Source organism: Polaromonas sp. P1_E11 (assembly GCF_056405995.1).
In genome coordinates this window covers 252,403-268,678 of record NZ_JBFUBA010000004.1, presented here as the reverse complement: position 1 = coordinate 268,678, position 16,276 = coordinate 252,403, and the positions used below count along the sequence as shown (strand labels likewise).

Below are 16,276 nucleotides of genomic sequence, written 5' to 3'. Positions count from 1 at the left end.
CCTGTACCGGATTGTCTAACGTCTGGCCGTTTGCCGGTTGCGGCGTTTGAACCAGATGCGAACGCGCCAGCCCAGCTTGACCAGCAGATAGCCGGTAATCGAGCCCAGCACGGCAAAGATGCCCATGCCCAGAATGGCAGGCCCGCCGAAGGAGGCTGCCCACGCCACGATGCCTGCGCCTTCCGAAATGCGGATGGGCGGCGGTGCGTCCAGCAGCAGATCGCCCACCTGATAGGCCAGCCAGAGCCAGAAGCCGACGGTAAAAGGGTTGGTAATGAAGGTGATGCCGGCGGCCACCGGAATATTGGCGCGCCACCAGACGCTGTGGGCGGCGGCCGCCACGGTTTGTGCAAACGGCAGGGCAAATGCCCAGAAGATGCCGATGGCCACACCGCGCGCCACGGCCTCGTGCTGCAGCCGCCACAGCTGCGGCTCCAGCAGCCGGTGGGCCAACGGCTTGAGCCACCGGTTTTGGGCCAGGACTTCACGTGTCGGCACGGATGCTTTCAGCCGGTCCGTCCAGTGCCGGTGTTGCGGCGCCTTCTTTTTAGGGACGCTCATGCCAGGCTGCGTTCAAGATGACCGGTTCGCTCCGGCATCAGGCAATAAAGATAACGGCGGCGATCGCCAGCGCGCCCAGCACCAGGTTGACCATGGCCAGGGTGGCGATCTGCCCGACGCGGCGCCCGCCCTCGGGCCAGTCGGATGCGCTGACGGCGAGCTTCAGGCGCCGGAAAGGGCCGAAATACAGATGCCCGAACAGCGCGAACATCAAGAGGCCGATGCCGAACATCAGGTGCCAGCCCAGTGGGGCGGTTTTCATGCCCACGACCAGCAGCATGGCCAGGCCTGTCACCAGCAGGACGCCGATGGTGACCCAGACCAGAGCGAAAAATCGCTGCATGACCTTTGTGATGAGCGGCAGGCGTTGGGGTGGCGCCAGCTGTTCGGCGACGGCAGGCCGCAAGGCGAACAGCATGAAGACCACCCCGCCCAGCCAGGCAATGGCGGCGGCAATGTGCAGGAATTTCATCAGGGCGGGCATGGCATCTTTCGGTGAATGGGAGGTGACGATGCGGGGGCTTGGGCCATCGTGGAGCATCACGTGCAACTACGTAGGAGGGTCGGCGCGCCGCAGTCGCCGGACAATTGTGAACCACCCGCTGCGAGCCGCACCCAAATGATGCGAATCGCCCCTAATTCATATGCAAGCCGGGGGTTTTGTCGGATACGCAGGGGTTTCTACGTATAATCAAGGGCTTTGCTGATAACGGCCCCGTAACTTTTCCGTAATTTGTGACGACCAAAATGGCAAATTCGGCGAAGTCAGTGAAAAACCCGGGAAATCCGGGTGCGACAGGGCGAAGTGTCACAGAAGAGATGGAGACTGGCGATGAGGGTTTCAAGCCCTTGACGCGTGAAGAGGCCCAAAAGCTTCGTGAAACGAGCCCGTCTATCTCGCCCTGGTCGGTATTGGCAGGGCAATTGGTGGTTGGAGTTCTGGTGGCATGTGCCGCCTGGGCGCTGACCGGCCAGCGGTCAGTGGGCTGGTCGGCACTCTACGGAGGGCTGGCGGTCGTGGTTCCGGCGGCGCTGTTTGCGCGCGGCCTGACCGGCAAGGTGTGGTCAATGAATCCAGGCACTGCGGTGGCTGGATTCTTTTTGTGGGAAATGGTCAAGATCGCCTTGACGGTGGCAATGCTGTTTGCCGCGTCAAGGGTGGTTTCGATGCTGAGTTGGCCGGCCATGCTGGTCGGCCTGGTGGTGACAATGAAAATGTCCTGGCTTGCGCTGTTGTTCGCGGTCAGGAAAAATAAACTTTGAGGCGAGCAATAAATGGCTGCTGAGAATGCTGCTGGACATGGCGGTCCAACCGCTGGTGAATACATCCTTCACCATCTGACGCACTGGCGCAACAAGGAACTTGTTGGCCCGTTCGATCTGAGCGTTATCAATATTGACTCCACCATCTTCACCATTTTGCTGGGTGTGATTGGTTGCTTCCTGCTCTGGAAAGCAGCCCGCAAAGCCACTTCCGGCGTTCCCGGCCGTTTCCAGGCTGCGGTTGAAATCCTCGTCGAAATGGTCGACGCGCAAGCCAAGGGCATCGTGCACAACGCCGAAAGCCGCAAACTGGTCGCTCCTCTGGCGCTCACCGTGTTCGTCTGGATTTTCCTGCTGAACGCCATGGACTTGCTGCCGGTCGACCTGCTGCCGGTGCTGTGGGGTTGGGTTTACGGTGCTGCCGGCCATGATGCGCACCACGCTTACATGCGTTCCGTGCCCACCGCCGACCTTTCCATCACCATGGGCCTGTCCATGGGCGTGCTGATCACCTGTTTGGTCTACAACGTCAAAATCAAGGGCGTGGGTGGTTGGTCACACGAACTCGTTACAGCGCCATTCGGCACCAGCAAGAACCCCATCTTTGCGCTGATTCTGGGTGTTCTGAATCTGGCCATGCAGATCATAGAATTCGTCGCCAAGACCGTCTCCCATGGCATGCGACTGTTCGGCAACATGTATGCCGGCGAACTGATTTTCCTGCTGATCGCCTTGATGGGTGGTGCCTGGTCGCTCTCTGCGACTGGCATTGGCCTGGCCATCGGCCACATCATCGCGGGCTCGGCCTGGGCGATTTTCCACATCCTGATCATCACGCTGCAGGCGTTCGTGTTCATGATGCTGACCCTGGTGTACATCGGCCAGGCGCACGATCACCACTAATCAGTTGTCACCGTTTTCGTTTTTTCTTTTTCTCTCGTAACCAAAGTCCTAAGGAGTCATCATGGAAGTTATTAGTTTTGTCGCTCTGGCCGCCGGCCTCATCATCGGCCTCGGCGCTGTTGGCGCCTGTATCGGTATCGGCATCATGGGCAGCAAATACCTCGAAGCAGCTGCACGCCAGCCTGAGCTGATGGGCGAACTGCAGACCAAGATGTTCCTGCTGGCCGGCCTGATCGACGCTGCTTTCATTATCGGCACGGGTATCGCGCTGTGGTTCGCCACTGCCAACCCATTCCTGGCGCAAATCGCCAACCTGCCCAAGTAAGCAATCATCAAAGTCCCAAGAATGTCATTCCTTCGGGCCGGCTTTTGGCTGGGCCCCAAGGGAAAGGATGAGCAGTGAGCATTACCGGTACCCTTATTGTCCAGCTGATCGTGTTCCTGATTTTGGTCGGGTTCACGATGAAGTTTGTGTGGCCACCCATTGCGGCGGCCCTGGACGCGCGTGCGCAAAAAATCGCTGACGGCCTTGCTGCTGCCGATAAAGCCAAATCTGAACTCTCCGTCGCCAACAAGCGCGTGGAAGAAGAGCTGGCCAAGTCGCGCAACGAAGCGGCCGTGCGCCTGGCTGAAGCCGAACGTCGGGGCCAAGCCCTGATTGAAGAGGCCAAAGCCCGCGCAACCGAAGAAGGCAGCAAGATCATTGCCGCCGCCAAGGTTGAAGCCGAGCAGCAATCCGTCAAGGCCCGCGAGACCCTGCGTGAGCAGGTCGCCGCACTGGCCGTCAAGGGTGCAGAGCAGATTCTGCGCAAGGAAGTCAATGCCGGTGTGCATGCTGACTTGCTGGGTCGCCTGAAGACCGAACTTTAAGCGAGCGTAAAACATGGCCGAACTAGCCACCATTGCCCGTCCCTACGCTGAAGCGTTGTTCAAGGCCTCTGGTTCCGACCTGGGCGGTACTGCCGTCTGGCTCGATGAGCTTGCAGCCATTGCCGCCAACGCGCAGTTGCAGCAGTTTGCCGGCAACCCGAGCGTGACGGTGAACCAGACGTTCGACGTGATTTCCGGTGTGGCCAAGACGAAGCTGCCGGAAGCCGCCAAAAACTTCCTGCGGACCGTGATCGAGAACGGTCGCATCAGCGTCCTGACGGAAATCGCCGCACAGTTCCGCGCATTGAAGAATGCGCAGAGTGGTTCTTCGGACGCCACCGTTTACAGCGCATTTCCGCTGGAAGGTGCTGCATTGGCCGATTTGGCAGCGACGCTGGAAAAGCGGTTTGGCCGCAAGCTCAACCTTTCGGTCGAGCTTGAGCCGGCGCTGATCGGTGGCGTACGTGTCGTGGTGGGTGACGAGGTGCTGGACACCTCGGTGAAAGCCCGTTTAGAGCAAATGAAAGTGGCGCTGATTTCCTGAGCTTGCGTTCAGGCGCGACCCCGGTTTTTAGCCAACAACATAGAAAGAAGGAAAGAGTCATGCAACTCAATCCCGCAGAAATTTCTGAACTGATCAAGAGCCGCATCGAAGGCCTGACAGCCAGTGCCGATGTCCGCAACCAGGGCACCGTGGTGTCTGTGACCGACGGTATCGTCCGTATCCACGGCCTGTCCGATGTGATGCAGGGCGAGATGCTGGAATTCCCCGCAACCGCCGACGGCACCCCCACCTACGGCCTGGCGCTGAATCTTGAGCGCGATTCCGTCGGCTCCGTGATTCTGGGCGAGTACGAGCACATCGCCGAAGGCGACACCGTGAAGTGCACGGGCCGTATTCTGGAAGTGCCTGTGGGTCCTGAGCTGCTTGGCCGTGTGGTCAACGCACTGGGCCAGCCGATTGACGGCAAAGGCCCGATCAATGCCAAACTCACCGACGTGATTGAAAAGGTTGCGCCCGGCGTGATCGCCCGTAAATCCGTTGACCAGCCCCTGCAGACCGGCCTGAAGTCCATTGACTCCATGGTGCCTGTCGGCCGCGGCCAGCGCGAACTGATCATCGGCGACCGCCAGACCGGCAAGACCGCTGTGGCCATCGACGCCATCATCAACCAAAAGGGCAAGGGCGTTTCCTGCGTCTACGTCGCGATTGGCCAGAAGGCCTCGTCGATCAAGAACGTGGTGCGCTCGCTGGAGCAAGCCGGCGCGATGGAATACACCATCGTCGTGGCAGCTTCCGCTTCCGAATCCGCCGCCATGCAATATGTGAGCGCCTACTCTGGCTGCACCATGGGCGAATACTTCCGCGACCGCGGCGAAGACGCGCTGATCGTGTATGACGATTTGTCCAAGCAGGCCGTGGCTTACCGCCAGGTCTCGCTGCTGCTGCGCCGTCCGCCAGGTCGCGAAGCCTATCCCGGCGACGTGTTCTATCTGCACAGCCGCCTGCTTGAGCGCGCAGCACGCGTGAACGAAAAATACGTTGAAGACTTCACCAAGGGTGCGGTCAAGGGCAAGACCGGTTCACTGACCGCGCTGCCGATCATCGAAACGCAGGCCGGCGACGTGTCCGCTTTCGTGCCAACCAACGTGATCTCGATCACCGACGGCCAGATTTTCCTGGAAACCAGCCTGTTCAATGCCGGTATTCGTCCCGCCATTAACGCCGGTATCTCGGTGTCCCGCGTCGGCGGCGCTGCCCAGACCAAGCTGATCAAGAACCTGTCCGGCGGTATCCGTACCGACCTGGCCCAGTACCGTGAACTGGCTGCCTTCGCGCAGTTTGCTTCCGACCTGGACGAAGCCACCCGCAAACAGCTGGACCGCGGTGCCCGCGTGACCGAACTGCTCAAGCAGGCCCAGTACTCGCCTTTGTCCATCTCCAACATGGCCGCTACGCTGTTCGCAGTGAACAAGGGCTTCATGGACGACATCGAAGTCAAGAAGGTCCTGGCTTTCGAACACGGCCTGCATGCCTTCCTGAAGGACAAGAACGCGGCCCTGATGGCCAAGCTCGAAGCCAACAAGGCCATGGACAAGGATGCTGAGGCTGAACTGAACGCGGCTGTGGCCGAGTTCAAGAAGTCGTTTGCTTGATCTCGCCTGACGTATCGTCAAGCAAGTAATTAAGCAACCCTCAGGAACCCCTTAGGAACCCATATGGCAGCAGGCAAGGAAATACGCGGCAAGATCAAATCGGTGGAAAACACCAAGAAGATCACCAAGGCCATGGAGATGGTGGCCGCCTCCAAGATGCGCAAGGCGCAGGAGCGGATGCGCGCTGCCCGTCCTTACAGCGACAAGATCCGCAACATCACGGCCAACCTGAGTCAGGCCAACCCCGAATACACCCATGCGTTCATGGAGTCCAACGACGCCAAGGCCACCGGGTTCATCGTGGTGACGACTGACAAGGGCTTGTGCGGCGGCATGAACACCAACGTGTTGCGCGCCGTCACCTCAAAGCTCAAGGAAGTACAGGCCGCTGGCCATGATGCGAAGGCTGTGGCCATCGGCAACAAGGGCCTCGGTTTTCTGAACCGTGTGGGCGCCAAGGTGGTGTCGCACGCGACACAATTGGGCGACAAGCCTCACCTGGAAAAGCTGATCGGCCCCGTCAAGGTGCTGCTCGATGCCTACAGCGAAGGCAAGATCAATTCGGTGTACCTGTGCTACACCAAGTTCATCAACACCATGCGCCAGGAGCCTGTGGTCGAGCAACTGCTGCCTTTGACGGCCGCACACTTGCAAGCCGACAAGGACCAGCACGGTTGGGATTACATCTACGAGCCTGACGCACAGACCGTAATCGACGATCTGCTGATCCGTTATGTGGAAGCGCTGGTCTATCAGGCGGTTGCCGAGAACATGGCGTCCGAGCAGTCTGCCCGCATGGTGGCCATGAAGGCTGCCACGGACAACGCCGGCAGCGTGATCGGCGAACTCAAGCTGGTGTACAACAAAACGCGTCAAGCGGCGATCACGAAAGAACTTTCGGAAATCGTTGCCGGTGCTGCAGCGGTCTGATCGTGGTTTAGGCCGCCACACCCGATTTAAAGATTTAAAGAAACGAAAGAGGATTCAATCATGGCTCAAGCTCAAGGCAAGATTGTTCAGTGTATTGGTGCGGTGGTTGACGTGGAATTCGCGCGCGACCAGATGCCCAAGATTTATGACGCGCTGAAAATGGAAGGCTCCGCGCTGACGCTGGAAGTCCAGCAGCAGCTGGGTGACGGCATCGTGCGCACCATCGCGCTGGGTACCTCCGACGGCCTGCGCCGCGGCAACATGGTTTACAACACCGGCGCCAACATCACCGTTCCCGTGGGTAAGGCCACGCTGGGCCGCATCATGGACGTGCTGGGCGCACCCATCGACGAACGTGGTCCAGTGGATCAGACCCTGACTGCCCCTATCCACCGCAAGGCGCCTGCTTATGACGAACTCTCGCCATCGCAGGAACTGCTGGAAACCGGCATCAAGGTGATTGACCTTGTTTGCCCGTTCGCCAAGGGCGGCAAGGTGGGCCTGTTCGGCGGCGCCGGCGTCGGCAAGACCGTGAACATGATGGAACTCATCAACAACATCGCCAAGGCGCACTCGGGCTTGTCCGTGTTCGCCGGTGTGGGTGAACGTACCCGCGAAGGCAATGACTTCTACCACGAGATGGCCGATTCCGGTGTTGTGAACCTCGAGAACCTCGGCGAGTCCAAGGTTGCGATGGTTTACGGCCAGATGAACGAGCCCCCAGGAAACCGTCTGCGCGTGGCGCTGACCGGCCTGACGATCGCCGAATCTTTCCGTGACGAAGGCCGCGACGTGCTGTTCTTCGTGGACAACATCTACCGCTACACGCTGGCCGGTACCGAAGTGTCCGCACTGCTGGGCCGTATGCCTTCCGCCGTGGGTTACCAGCCTACGCTGGCCGAAGAAATGGGCCGCCTGCAAGAGCGTATTACCTCCACCAAGGTCGGCTCCATCACCTCCATCCAGGCCGTTTACGTTCCTGCCGATGACTTGACCGATCCGTCGCCTGCCACGACCTTTGCCCACCTGGATTCCACCGTGGTGCTTTCGCGTGACATCGCTTCGCTGGGTATCTACCCTGCGGTCGATCCACTCGACTCGACCAGCCGCCAGCTCGACCCGAACGTCGTGGGCGAAGACCACTACGCCACGGCCCGCGCCGTGCAAGGTACGTTGCAGCGCTACAAGGAACTGCGCGACATCATCGCGATTCTGGGTATGGACGAACTGGCTCCTGAAGACAAGCTGGCCGTGGCCCGCGCCCGCAAGATCCAGCGTTTCCTGTCGCAGCCTTTCCACGTGGCTGAAGTGTTCACCGGCTCCCCCGGCAAGTACGTCAGCCTGGCTGAAACCATTCGCGGCTTCAAGATGATTGTGGCCGGCGAGTGCGATCACCTGCCAGAGCAGGCGTTCTACATGGTCGGCACCATCGACGAAGCATTCGAGAAGGCGAAAAAAGTTTGATAAAGCAGCACATTTGGGCGATCCGCGTTGTTGCTGTGCTCAATGTGCATTTGCACATTTCCGCGCAGCGCCTAGCGGCTCATCCCAATTGTTTGCTTTCTCCAAACTTTTAAAGTTAAGGAACGTTTATGTCAACCACCATTCACGTCGACGTGGTCTCCGCGGAAGAGTCCATCTTCTCCGGTGAAGCGCACTTTGTCGCTTTGCCAGGCGAGGCCGGCGAGCTGGGCATTTACCCGCGCCACACCCCGCTGATCACCCGTATCAAGCCGGGCGCCGTGCGCATCGAAAAGGCCGATGGCAGCGAAGAATTCGTGTTCGTGGCCGGCGGCTTGCTCGAAGTACAACCTAACTGTGTCACCGTGCTGTCCGACACCGCGATTCGCGGCAAAGACCTGGACGAAGCCAAGGCGATGGAAGCCAAGGCTGCCGCTGAAGAAGCGCTTAAGAACGCGAAGAGCGACATCGACATCGCTATGGCCCAGTCTGAACTGGCCGTCATGGCCGCGCAGATTGCCGCCTTGCGCAAGTACCGCCAGAAGAAATAAAAATGCCTTTCCGGTTTTGCCGGACTGCATCAAGCCCCTGCCGCAAGCCAGGGGCTTTTTTTATGGCGCGGCCGTTGCAATGTAAGCCCTTGCTGACAGCGTAAACGCCTGACGCCGTTCAGCATGCCCCGGCAGGCGCGTTTAGGATGGCTGCTCATCCGGCTTTTCCGGGCCGGCACGGAGCAAGCGCAAGCATGGACCTGATCGTGGCGAGGCCGGAAGGCCTGTATTGCACAGCGGGTGATTTTTACATCGATCCCTGGCGGCCCGTCGGCCATGCCGTGATCACGCATGCCCATTCCGACCACGCGCGCACCGGCCATGGCCACTATCTGGCGCACACCGACAGCGAGGGCACGCTGCGTACGCGGCTCGGCGAGATCACTCTGCAGACCTTGCCCTATGGCGAAGTGCAGGAGCGCAACGGCGTGAAGATATCGCTGCACCCTGCCGGCCATGTGCTCGGCTCGGCGCAGGTCCGGGTGGAGCATCGCGGCGAGGTGTGGGTCGCCTCGGGCGACTACAAGCTAGACGCCGACGGTACCTGCACGCCCTTTGAGCCCGTACCCTGTGACACCTTTATCACCGAGTCCACCTTCGGCCTGCCGATCTACCGTTGGCCCACGCAGCAGGTGCTCTTCGCCGGGATCAACGCATGGTGGCGGCGCAATGCGGATGAGGGTCGCGCGTCTGTGCTGTTTTGCTACGCCTTCGGCAAGGCGCAGCGCATCCTGCACGGTGTAGACCATGCCATTGGTCCCATAGTTGTGCACGGCGCTGTGGAGCCGCTCAATGCCGTGTATCGCGCGGCCGGCGTACCCCTGCCAGAAACTGTGCGTGTGACCGATGCGGGCGTCACTCCGCAATTGCTCAAGCGCGCCCTCGTGCTGGCGCCACCTTCAGCCCAAGGCACGCCCTGGATGCGCCGCTTCGGCAGCTACTCGGACGCCTTTGCCAGCGGCTGGATGCAATTGCGCGGCACGCGGCGGCGGCGCGGCGTGGACCGCGGCTTTGTCATGTCCGATCACGCCGACTGGCCAGGCCTGCAAAGTGCGATCGCGGGCACCGGCGCAGCGCGTGTGATGGTCACGCACGGCAGCGTCGCGGTGCTGGTGCGGTGGCTCACAGAAAACGGCTTGCAGGCCGAAGGCTTCAAGACCGAATACGGAGATGAGGATGTGAGTGACCAGGCAGCCACCGCACCTCAACCTGAGGCCGCTCCTGTAAATGAAGCCGGCGCATGAAAGCCTTTGCGGCCCTCTACAGCGAACTGGACGCCACCACGTCCAGTCTCGCCAAGCAGGCGGCGCTGCAGCGTTATCTGCAAAGCGTGCCACTTGCCGACGCCGCTTGGGCGGTGTATTTTCTGGCCGGTGGCAAGCCGCGCCAGCTGGTGCCGACCAAGCTGCTGCGTCTGCTCGCGCAAGAGGCTGCAGGCTTGCCAGAATGGCTGTTTGATGAAAGCTACGAGGCGGTTGGGGACCTGGCCGAAACGATCTCCCTTCTTTTACCCCAGCCTACAGAGCAGCACGATCTCGGACTCGCTGCCTGGGTGGAGGAGCACCTGTTGCCTTTGCGCTCACTGGGAAAAACTGATCCGGGAAAACTGTCCGATACATTGCGTGCGCAGTGGCGCCGCCTCGCGCCCGAGGAGCGTCTTGTCTACTTCAAGCTCATGACCGGCAGCTTCCGTGTCGGTGTCTCGCGCCTGCAGGTGACGCAGGCGCTGGCAGCCGTGGCCGGTATCGACGCCAAGCGCGTGGCCCAGCGGCTCATGGGCTACACCCACATCAGCGGCCAGCCCACGGCCGCCGACTATGCCGCGCTGGTCTCCGCCGAAAGCAGCGGCGAGCTGAACCAGAAGACCAGCGGCCAGCCTTACCCCTTCTTTCTCGCGCACCCTTTCAACGTCGGCGTCGAGCAGTTCGATGCCTTGCTGGGTCCGCCCGCCGGCTGGCTGGTTGAATGGAAATGGGACGGCATACGCGCACAACTCGTCAAGCGAGCAGGCCAAGTCTGGTTGTGGTCGCGCGGGGAGGAACTGGTGACCGAGCGTTTTCCCGAACTCGCGGCCATGGGCGAAGCGCTGCCTGACGGCGCGGTGCTCGACGGCGAGATCGCGGTGTGGCGTGAAGACAAGGTCAGGCCCTTTGCCGAACTGCAAAAGCGCATAGGCCGCAAGACGCTGAGCCCCAAGCTGCTGCGCGACATCCCGGTGGTGCTGCTCGCTTATGACCTGCTTGAGTGGCAGGGCCGTGACCTGCGCGCATTGCCGCAGGCCGAGCGCCGTGTGCTCATGGATGATCTCGTCACGCAGCTGCAGCATCCGCAACTGATCGCCAGCCCCATGCTAAGCGGCGAGAGCTGGCAGGACTTGGCGCGCCAGCGCGAGGCCGCGCGCGATATGGGCGTCGAGGGCATGATGCTCAAGCAGCGGCAAGCCGCCTACGGTGTGGGCCGCACCAAGGACGTCGGCACCTGGTGGAAGTGGAAGATAGACCCGCTCAGCGTAGACGCCGTGCTGATCTATGCGCAGCGCGGCCACGGCCGGCGCGCCAGCCTCTACAGCGACTACACCTTTGCTGTCTGGGATGCGCCGCCCGAGGCGCCCGGGCGCAAGCTCGTCCCCTTTGCAAAGGCGTATTCGGGCCTGACCGACGAAGAAATGGGCCGCGTCGACGCCGTCATCCGCAAGACCACGGTCGAAAGCTTTGGCCCGGTGCGCAGCGTCAAACCCACGCTGGTGTTCGAACTCGGTTTTGAAGGCATTGCACGCAGCACGCGCCACAAGAGTGGAATCGCGGTGCGCTTTCCCCGCATGCTGCGCTGGCGAGAAGACAAGCCGGTGGAAGAAGCCGACACCCTGGAAACGCTGGCTGCGTTGCTGCCGTCATGAGCACCGGCCGTTCCGCTGCCAAAGCCGCGCTGGACGCCTGGTTCGCGGCGCGCGGCTGGAGACCCTTCAAATTTCAGCGCGATGTCTGGAAAGCCGTGGCGCAAGGACAATCAGGCCTGCTCCATGCCACCACCGGCGCCGGCAAAACCTATGCCGTATGGTTGGCTGCCCTTATGAGTTTTAGGGCTCTGGCGCCCAATGGTCGCGCGCGAGCAGCTATGAAAATGATAGTGAATGCCGGTGCCCCAGCCACCAAGGCTGCACCCGCCCAAGCGCTGACGGTGCTCTGGATCACGCCCATGCGTGCATTGGCGGCCGACACGCTGCGCGCATTGCAGCAGCCTCTGGAGCTTCTCAACGCCCTGGAGAACGACGACGGTACGCGCGTATTTACGCCGTGGAGTGCCGGTGCACGCAGCGGCGACACCGCCTCGGCCGAGCGTAGCGCGCAGAACCAGCGGCTGCCCACTGTGCTGGTGACCACGCCGGAAAGCCTGTCACTTCTGCTTGCGCGGGCCGATGCGAAAGATGTCCTCGGCGGTGTGAGGATGGTGGTCGTCGATGAATGGCACGAACTGCTCGGCAACAAGCGCGGTGTGCAGGTGCAACTCGCCCTGGCAAGACTCAAAGCGTGGAAGCGCACGGAAGCCCCGCCTTCATCAGCCGGGGCCGCGGAACCGGCTTCGCCGGGCCGCAGGCGCAGCGCCCCCTTGGGGGGCAGCGCATTACACGAAGTGAAAAGCGTGGGGGCCTTATGTGTTTGGGGAATGTCCGCCACGCTGGGAAATCTCCAGGAGGCCATGCATACCTTGTTGGGCAGTGGTGAGGGCACCTTGGTCCAGGGACAGGTGCCCAAGAAGCTGGTGATCGATTCGTTGCTGCCGGGCCGCGCCGAGCGCTTTCCCTGGGGCGGTCACTTGGGCCTGACCATGCTGCCGCAGGTGATTGAAGAGATTGCCGGCAGCAGCACCACGCTGGTCTTCACCAACACGCGTTCGCAATCGGAAATCTGGTACCAGGCCCTGCTGGAGGCCAGGCCCGAATGGGCCGGGCTGATTGCGCTGCACCACGGTTCGCTGGACCGGGAGGTGCGTGAGTGGGTGGAGGCCGGCCTCAAGAAAGGCGAGTTGCGCGCCGTGGTCTGCACGTCAAGCCTGGACCTGGGCGTGGACTTCCTGCCAGTGGAGCGCGTGCTGCAGATTGGCTCACCCAAGGGCGTGGCGCGGCTGCTGCAGCGTGCCGGGCGCTCGGGCCATGCGCCGGGCCGGCCTTCGCGCATCACGCTGGTTCCCACACACAGCATTGAGATTGTCGAAGGCGCTGCGGCACGCGCAGCCATTGCCGCCGGCCACATCGAAGCGCGCAACTCTCCCCAGCAGCCGCTCGATGTGCTGGTGCAGCATCTGGTCACGGTGGCTCTGGGCGGCGGCTTTGTGCCGGATGAGCTCTATGAGGAAGTGCTCGGTACCGCGGCCTATGCCGGGCTGTCGCGGGAGAACTGGGAATGGTGCCTGTCCTTCGTGCGTCAGGGTGGACCTTCCTTGGCGGCCTACCCTGATTACCGGCGCGCTGTACCCGACGAGGGCGGTGTCTGGCGCGTGCCCGATACGCGGTTGGCGCGGCGCCATCGCATGAACATCGGCACCATCGTCAGTGACGCCAGCATGTCGGTGCAGTACCTGGGCGGCGGCCGCATCGGCACCGTCGAGGAAAGCTTTGCCGCGCGTCTCAAGCCTGGTGACTGCTTCCTTTTTGGCGGCCGGCTGCTGGAGCTGGTGCGCATCCACGACATGACGGCCTGGGTGCGGCGTGCCAGTGGCAAACGGCCGGCCGTGCCGCGCTGGAACGGCGGGCGCATGCCGCTGTCGACCACGTTGGCCGATGCGGTGGTGCAGCAGCTCGCTTTGGCTGGCGAAGGGCGCTACGACACCCCTGAACTGCAGTGCGTGCGGCCGTTGCTGGACATCCAGCAACAGTGGTCTGCCCTGCCCACGCCGCAGACCCTGCTGGCCGAGACGATCAAGACACGCGAGGGCTGGCATTTGTTCCTGTATCCGTTTGCAGGCCGGCATGTGCATATGGGCCTGGCCAACCTGATCGCCTGGCGCGTGGCCCAGCATGCGCCGCGCACTTTTTCCATTGCGGTCAACGATTACGGCTTTGAGCTGCTGAGCGCGACCGGGGTCGATTGGCCCACCCTGCTGCCGCAGGTGCTCAAAACCGGACCCGATGCGCAGCTGCTGCATGAAGTGCTGCAAAGCCTGAACGCCAGCGAACTCGCGCAGCGCCGCTTTCGTGAAATCGCGCGCGTGTCGGGCCTCATCTTCCAGGGCTACCCCGGCGAAAAGCGCAGCAACAAACAGCTGCAGGCTTCTTCATCCCTGTTCTGGGAGGTGTTCCGCAAATATGACCCGGCCAATCGCCTGCTGATGCAGGCCGAACAGGAATTGCTGGCGCAGGAGCTTGAAATCGGCCGGCTGCGCGCCAGCCTGGCGCGCATCAATACCCAGCAACTGGTGTTGCAGACGCTGGAGCGGCCCACCCCTTTTGCGTTTCCATTGATGGTGGAACTGTTTCGTGAAAAGCTCAGCAATGAAAACCTGGCTGACCGCATAGCGCGCATGGTGGCGCTGCTGGAGAAAGCTGCTGGCGGTACTGTCGCCGCAGGCAGCGTGGAGCAAGTCAAGGGCTCCCTGGCCTTTGGGCAAGAGAGCGCTCTCTCCAGTAACGGCAAGTCAAACGGTCGCCCGCGTCGTGAGCGCAAGCCTTCCCGGCCGCTACCATTGCTGTGATGAATGAAGAGGACCACACGCCGCCGGGTACGCCGTTGCCTGTGACCTACGCGGACGAAACGGTCTGGCTGCTGCCGGAACGTGCGCTGTGGTGGCCCGCCGGCCGTGTGCTGTTTGTGGCGGATCTTCACCTGGGCAAAGCGGCCACTTACCGCGCCCTGGGCCAGCCCGTGCCTTCGGGCACCACGCGTGAAAACCTGGCCCGCCTCAGCCGGTTGCTGCGGCACTACCGGCCGGTGCAGCTCGTATTCCTGGGAGACTTGCTGCACGCCGCCCAGGCTCGCACGCCTTCGGTTTTGGGGGCGCTGGCCGACTGGCGCGAAAACTTCGCCGCACTTGACTGCGTGCTGGTGCGCGGCAACCACGACAGCCGCGCCGGCGATCCGCCAGCCTCGCTCGGTATCCAGGTGGTCGACGAGCCCTTTGTGCTGGGCCCATTTGCCGCCTGTCATCATCCGCAGCGTCATGAGACGCTGGCTGTGATCGCTGGTCATCTGCATCCGGCACTGAGCCTTCGGGGCCCTGGACTTGATCATGTGCGGCAGCCCTGTTTTTCCATGGAAGCCGGCCAGGCCATCCTGCCGGCCTTCGGCGAGTTCACCGGTGGCTGGAGTGTGCCGCGTCAGCCCGGCCGCCGCCTGTACCTCGTGGGTGACAGTCGAGTTTGGCCGATTCCACGCTGGACGGGCCGCACAGCTTCCTGACGCACGGGCCCCCCTGGCTGTGTCTCTCGGCGCGGCGGGCCCCGAAGCCTTCATTGAAGCCTTTGCCAATATCTACCGTGGATGGCGGCCAACATCCACGCGCTCGGCGCGGACCATCCGCGTGTTGAAAACGGAGCCGCGGCGTTCACATCACCGAGAAGGTGGTGCAATCGGCGCGCAGCGAGCGGAAGGGGACGGCGATGGACTCGCCATGAGTGGCTGCGGCGCGACGTTCCCATTGCGCCATGCGGAAACCAGACGCACTTCCAATACTCAAGGGAAAAGGTCGCCAGCTCATACGGCACGGGCGCAAGCAGCTATCAAATAGGGAGCGTTTTCCGGAAAAACGCTTGGCCCGAGTTGGCAAGGTAACAACTGGACACGCTAAATGACAGCCATGGCCCAGGCTGCTCCCTTATCGTTGTGGTGGGTTCAAGCCAGCAACGAGGTGCGAAATGGACAGTCTTTTAGACAGCCTGATATGGGGAGAAGAAGCGTCGCCGGAGCGTCGGGCCAGACGCGCGCGCAAAGCCTGGCTGACGCGGGTTGTCCTCGCGGCAGTCGCCCTCTTTGTGTTGGTCGTGGTTCTGGCACCCTGACGCGGCCTTGGCGACGCCAGGCCTGCGATACCTGCCAACCGGCTATTGCAGCCAGGGCGCGTCGGGCAGTTCGTTGGGATTGTGGGGTGCCTCACCCTGCACTTCGTTGATCGCAAAGTGCGCCATCAGCAGCGCCGAAGTTTCTTCCAGTGCCTGTGTCAATCCGTCCTCGTACCGGTTCTCCCTGAACGCCTGGGCCATGCGCGCCACCATGGCCTGCCACTGCGCCTGATCCACATGGCGCGCCAAGCCGCGGTCCGTCACGATTTCAATGGCGTGTTCGGCCAGCAGCAAATAAATCAGCACGCCGTTGTTGTGTTCGGTGTCCCACACCCGCAGCTTGCCAAACATCGTGACCGCACGCTGGCGCGTGAGCTGGCCGATTGACTGGTGTTTGCCCAGCCGCCACAGGTAGCTCATGGGCAACGAGGCCTCCACGCATATCCGTATTTCGCCGCTGTGCCGCCGCTCGCTGGCCGCCACCCGGCTGGCGAGCCGGTTGAGCATGTCGGGCGCAATCGCGCGCTGGGCGTCGGAGGCATCCAGCCAGAGGTGCTTGAGGATGGTCTCGAGTTTGTTGAGCATGTGC

General features: G+C 62.0%; 17 protein-coding genes. 13 read left to right on the top strand and 4 right to left on the bottom strand.

The genetic code is table 11. The features are described 5' to 3' along the window. Positions 1 to 15 precede the first annotated feature (15 nt). Together AC1D11_RS16795 and AC1D11_RS16790 are read right to left on the bottom strand one after the other, a co-directional pair. Positions 16 to 561, bottom strand: coding sequence for a DUF2062 domain-containing protein (locus AC1D11_RS16795; RefSeq protein ID WP_477648277.1), 546 nt, complete (start codon positions 559 to 561; stop codon positions 16 to 18). 37 nt (positions 562 to 598) lie between these two features. Then, positions 599 to 1,045, bottom strand: a complete 447-nt coding sequence (locus AC1D11_RS16790) for a DUF4149 domain-containing protein (protein ID WP_477648278.1) — start codon at positions 1,043 to 1,045, stop codon at positions 599 to 601. A 263-nt stretch (positions 1,046 to 1,308) separates the two neighbouring features. Between AC1D11_RS16790 and AC1D11_RS16785 the strand changes: the two genes are divergently transcribed. The 13 genes from AC1D11_RS16785 (at position 1,309) to pdeM (ending at position 15,088) form a co-directional block, all read left to right on the top strand. Continuing rightward, complete coding sequence (locus AC1D11_RS16785; RefSeq protein WP_477651470.1) at positions 1,309 to 1,824, top strand: ATP synthase subunit I; 516 nt, start codon at positions 1,309 to 1,311, stop codon at positions 1,822 to 1,824. A gap of 12 nt (positions 1,825 to 1,836) precedes the next feature. After that, on the top strand, positions 1,837 to 2,727 hold the full coding sequence (atpB, locus tag AC1D11_RS16780; protein WP_477648279.1) for a F0F1 ATP synthase subunit A: 891 nt from the start codon (positions 1,837 to 1,839) through the stop codon (positions 2,725 to 2,727). A gap of 61 nt (positions 2,728 to 2,788) precedes the next feature. Beyond that, positions 2,789 to 3,052 (top strand): F0F1 ATP synthase subunit C, encoded by a 264-nt coding sequence (gene atpE / locus AC1D11_RS16775; protein ID WP_007868969.1) that lies wholly within the window; start codon positions 2,789 to 2,791, stop codon positions 3,050 to 3,052. A gap of 74 nt (positions 3,053 to 3,126) precedes the next feature. Continuing rightward, on the top strand, positions 3,127 to 3,597 hold the full coding sequence (locus AC1D11_RS16770) for a F0F1 ATP synthase subunit B (RefSeq protein WP_477648280.1): 471 nt from the start codon (positions 3,127 to 3,129) through the stop codon (positions 3,595 to 3,597). A 13-nt stretch (positions 3,598 to 3,610) separates the two neighbouring features. Beyond that, positions 3,611 to 4,141 (top strand): F0F1 ATP synthase subunit delta, encoded by a 531-nt coding sequence (locus AC1D11_RS16765; RefSeq protein ID WP_477648281.1) that lies wholly within the window; start codon positions 3,611 to 3,613, stop codon positions 4,139 to 4,141. Positions 4,142 to 4,200: 59 nt separating this feature from the next. Further along, positions 4,201 to 5,754 (top strand): F0F1 ATP synthase subunit alpha, encoded by a 1,554-nt coding sequence (gene atpA / locus AC1D11_RS16760; protein ID WP_457281583.1) that lies wholly within the window; start codon positions 4,201 to 4,203, stop codon positions 5,752 to 5,754. A 63-nt stretch (positions 5,755 to 5,817) separates the two neighbouring features. Next, entirely contained in the window at positions 5,818 to 6,684 is an 867-nt protein-coding gene (gene atpG, locus AC1D11_RS16755) for a F0F1 ATP synthase subunit gamma (protein WP_457281582.1), read from the top strand. A 60-nt stretch (positions 6,685 to 6,744) separates the two neighbouring features. After that, a complete protein-coding gene (gene atpD / locus AC1D11_RS16750; protein ID WP_293400292.1) occupies positions 6,745 to 8,148 on the top strand; it encodes a F0F1 ATP synthase subunit beta in 1,404 nt (467 codons plus the stop codon). Between the two features lie 128 nt (positions 8,149 to 8,276). Beyond that, on the top strand, positions 8,277 to 8,696 hold the full coding sequence (locus tag AC1D11_RS16745; RefSeq protein WP_477648282.1) for a F0F1 ATP synthase subunit epsilon: 420 nt from the start codon (positions 8,277 to 8,279) through the stop codon (positions 8,694 to 8,696). A gap of 194 nt (positions 8,697 to 8,890) precedes the next feature. Next, positions 8,891 to 9,940, top strand: coding sequence for a ligase-associated DNA damage response exonuclease (locus AC1D11_RS16740; protein ID WP_477648283.1), 1,050 nt, complete (start codon positions 8,891 to 8,893; stop codon positions 9,938 to 9,940). Further along, positions 9,937 to 11,592 (top strand): ATP-dependent DNA ligase, encoded by a 1,656-nt coding sequence (locus tag AC1D11_RS16735; RefSeq protein WP_477651124.1) that lies wholly within the window; start codon positions 9,937 to 9,939, stop codon positions 11,590 to 11,592. The genes AC1D11_RS16740 and AC1D11_RS16735 overlap by 4 nt, the downstream gene beginning before the upstream one ends. Continuing rightward, the gene (locus tag AC1D11_RS16730; RefSeq protein WP_477648285.1) at positions 11,589 to 14,384 is read left to right on the top strand and encodes a ligase-associated DNA damage response DEXH box helicase; all 2,796 of its coding nucleotides are present in this window, start codon (positions 11,589 to 11,591) and stop codon (positions 14,382 to 14,384) included. The genes AC1D11_RS16735 and AC1D11_RS16730 overlap by 4 nt, the downstream gene beginning before the upstream one ends. Beyond that, positions 14,384 to 15,088 (top strand): ligase-associated DNA damage response endonuclease PdeM, encoded by a 705-nt coding sequence (pdeM, locus tag AC1D11_RS16725; protein ID WP_477648286.1) that lies wholly within the window; start codon positions 14,384 to 14,386, stop codon positions 15,086 to 15,088. Before AC1D11_RS16730 ends, pdeM begins: the two co-directional genes overlap by 1 nt. Before the next feature lie 145 nt (positions 15,089 to 15,233). Here the strand turns inward: pdeM and AC1D11_RS16720 are convergent, their stop codons facing one another. Next, positions 15,234 to 15,365, bottom strand: coding sequence for a hypothetical protein (locus AC1D11_RS16720; RefSeq protein WP_477651123.1), 132 nt, complete (start codon positions 15,363 to 15,365; stop codon positions 15,234 to 15,236). Positions 15,366 to 15,729: 364 nt separating this feature from the next. Then, positions 15,730 to 16,272: a TPM domain-containing protein gene (locus AC1D11_RS16715; RefSeq protein ID WP_477648287.1), complete on the bottom strand. Its 543-nt coding sequence runs from the start codon at positions 16,270 to 16,272 to the stop codon at positions 15,730 to 15,732. Positions 16,273 to 16,276: the final 4 nt, after the last annotated feature.

What these genes read in the sequence shown, in the direction of transcription:
- AC1D11_RS16795 (WP_477648277.1), bottom strand. Translation starts at nt 561, where the DNA reads ATGAGCGTCCCTAAAAAGAAGGCGCCGCAACACCGGCACTGGACGGAC.
- AC1D11_RS16790 (WP_477648278.1), bottom strand. Translation starts at nt 1,045, where the DNA reads ATGCCCGCCCTGATGAAATTCCTGCACATTGCCGCCGCCATTGCCTGG.
- AC1D11_RS16785 (WP_477651470.1), top strand. Translation starts at nt 1,309, where the DNA reads ATGGCAAATTCGGCGAAGTCAGTGAAAAACCCGGGAAATCCGGGTGCG.
- atpB (WP_477648279.1), top strand. Translation starts at nt 1,837, where the DNA reads ATGGCTGCTGAGAATGCTGCTGGACATGGCGGTCCAACCGCTGGTGAA.
- atpE (WP_007868969.1), top strand. Translation starts at nt 2,789, where the DNA reads ATGGAAGTTATTAGTTTTGTCGCTCTGGCCGCCGGCCTCATCATCGGC.
- AC1D11_RS16765 (WP_477648281.1), top strand. Translation starts at nt 3,611, where the DNA reads ATGGCCGAACTAGCCACCATTGCCCGTCCCTACGCTGAAGCGTTGTTC.
- atpA (WP_457281583.1), top strand. Translation starts at nt 4,201, where the DNA reads ATGCAACTCAATCCCGCAGAAATTTCTGAACTGATCAAGAGCCGCATC.
- atpG (WP_457281582.1), top strand. Translation starts at nt 5,818, where the DNA reads ATGGCAGCAGGCAAGGAAATACGCGGCAAGATCAAATCGGTGGAAAAC.
- atpD (WP_293400292.1), top strand. Translation starts at nt 6,745, where the DNA reads ATGGCTCAAGCTCAAGGCAAGATTGTTCAGTGTATTGGTGCGGTGGTT.
- AC1D11_RS16745 (WP_477648282.1), top strand. Translation starts at nt 8,277, where the DNA reads ATGTCAACCACCATTCACGTCGACGTGGTCTCCGCGGAAGAGTCCATC.
- AC1D11_RS16740 (WP_477648283.1), top strand. Translation starts at nt 8,891, where the DNA reads ATGGACCTGATCGTGGCGAGGCCGGAAGGCCTGTATTGCACAGCGGGT.
- AC1D11_RS16735 (WP_477651124.1), top strand. Translation starts at nt 9,937, where the DNA reads ATGAAAGCCTTTGCGGCCCTCTACAGCGAACTGGACGCCACCACGTCC.
- AC1D11_RS16730 (WP_477648285.1), top strand. Translation starts at nt 11,589, where the DNA reads ATGAGCACCGGCCGTTCCGCTGCCAAAGCCGCGCTGGACGCCTGGTTC.
- pdeM (WP_477648286.1), top strand. Translation starts at nt 14,384, where the DNA reads ATGAATGAAGAGGACCACACGCCGCCGGGTACGCCGTTGCCTGTGACC.
- AC1D11_RS16715 (WP_477648287.1), bottom strand. Translation starts at nt 16,272, where the DNA reads ATGCTCAACAAACTCGAGACCATCCTCAAGCACCTCTGGCTGGATGCC.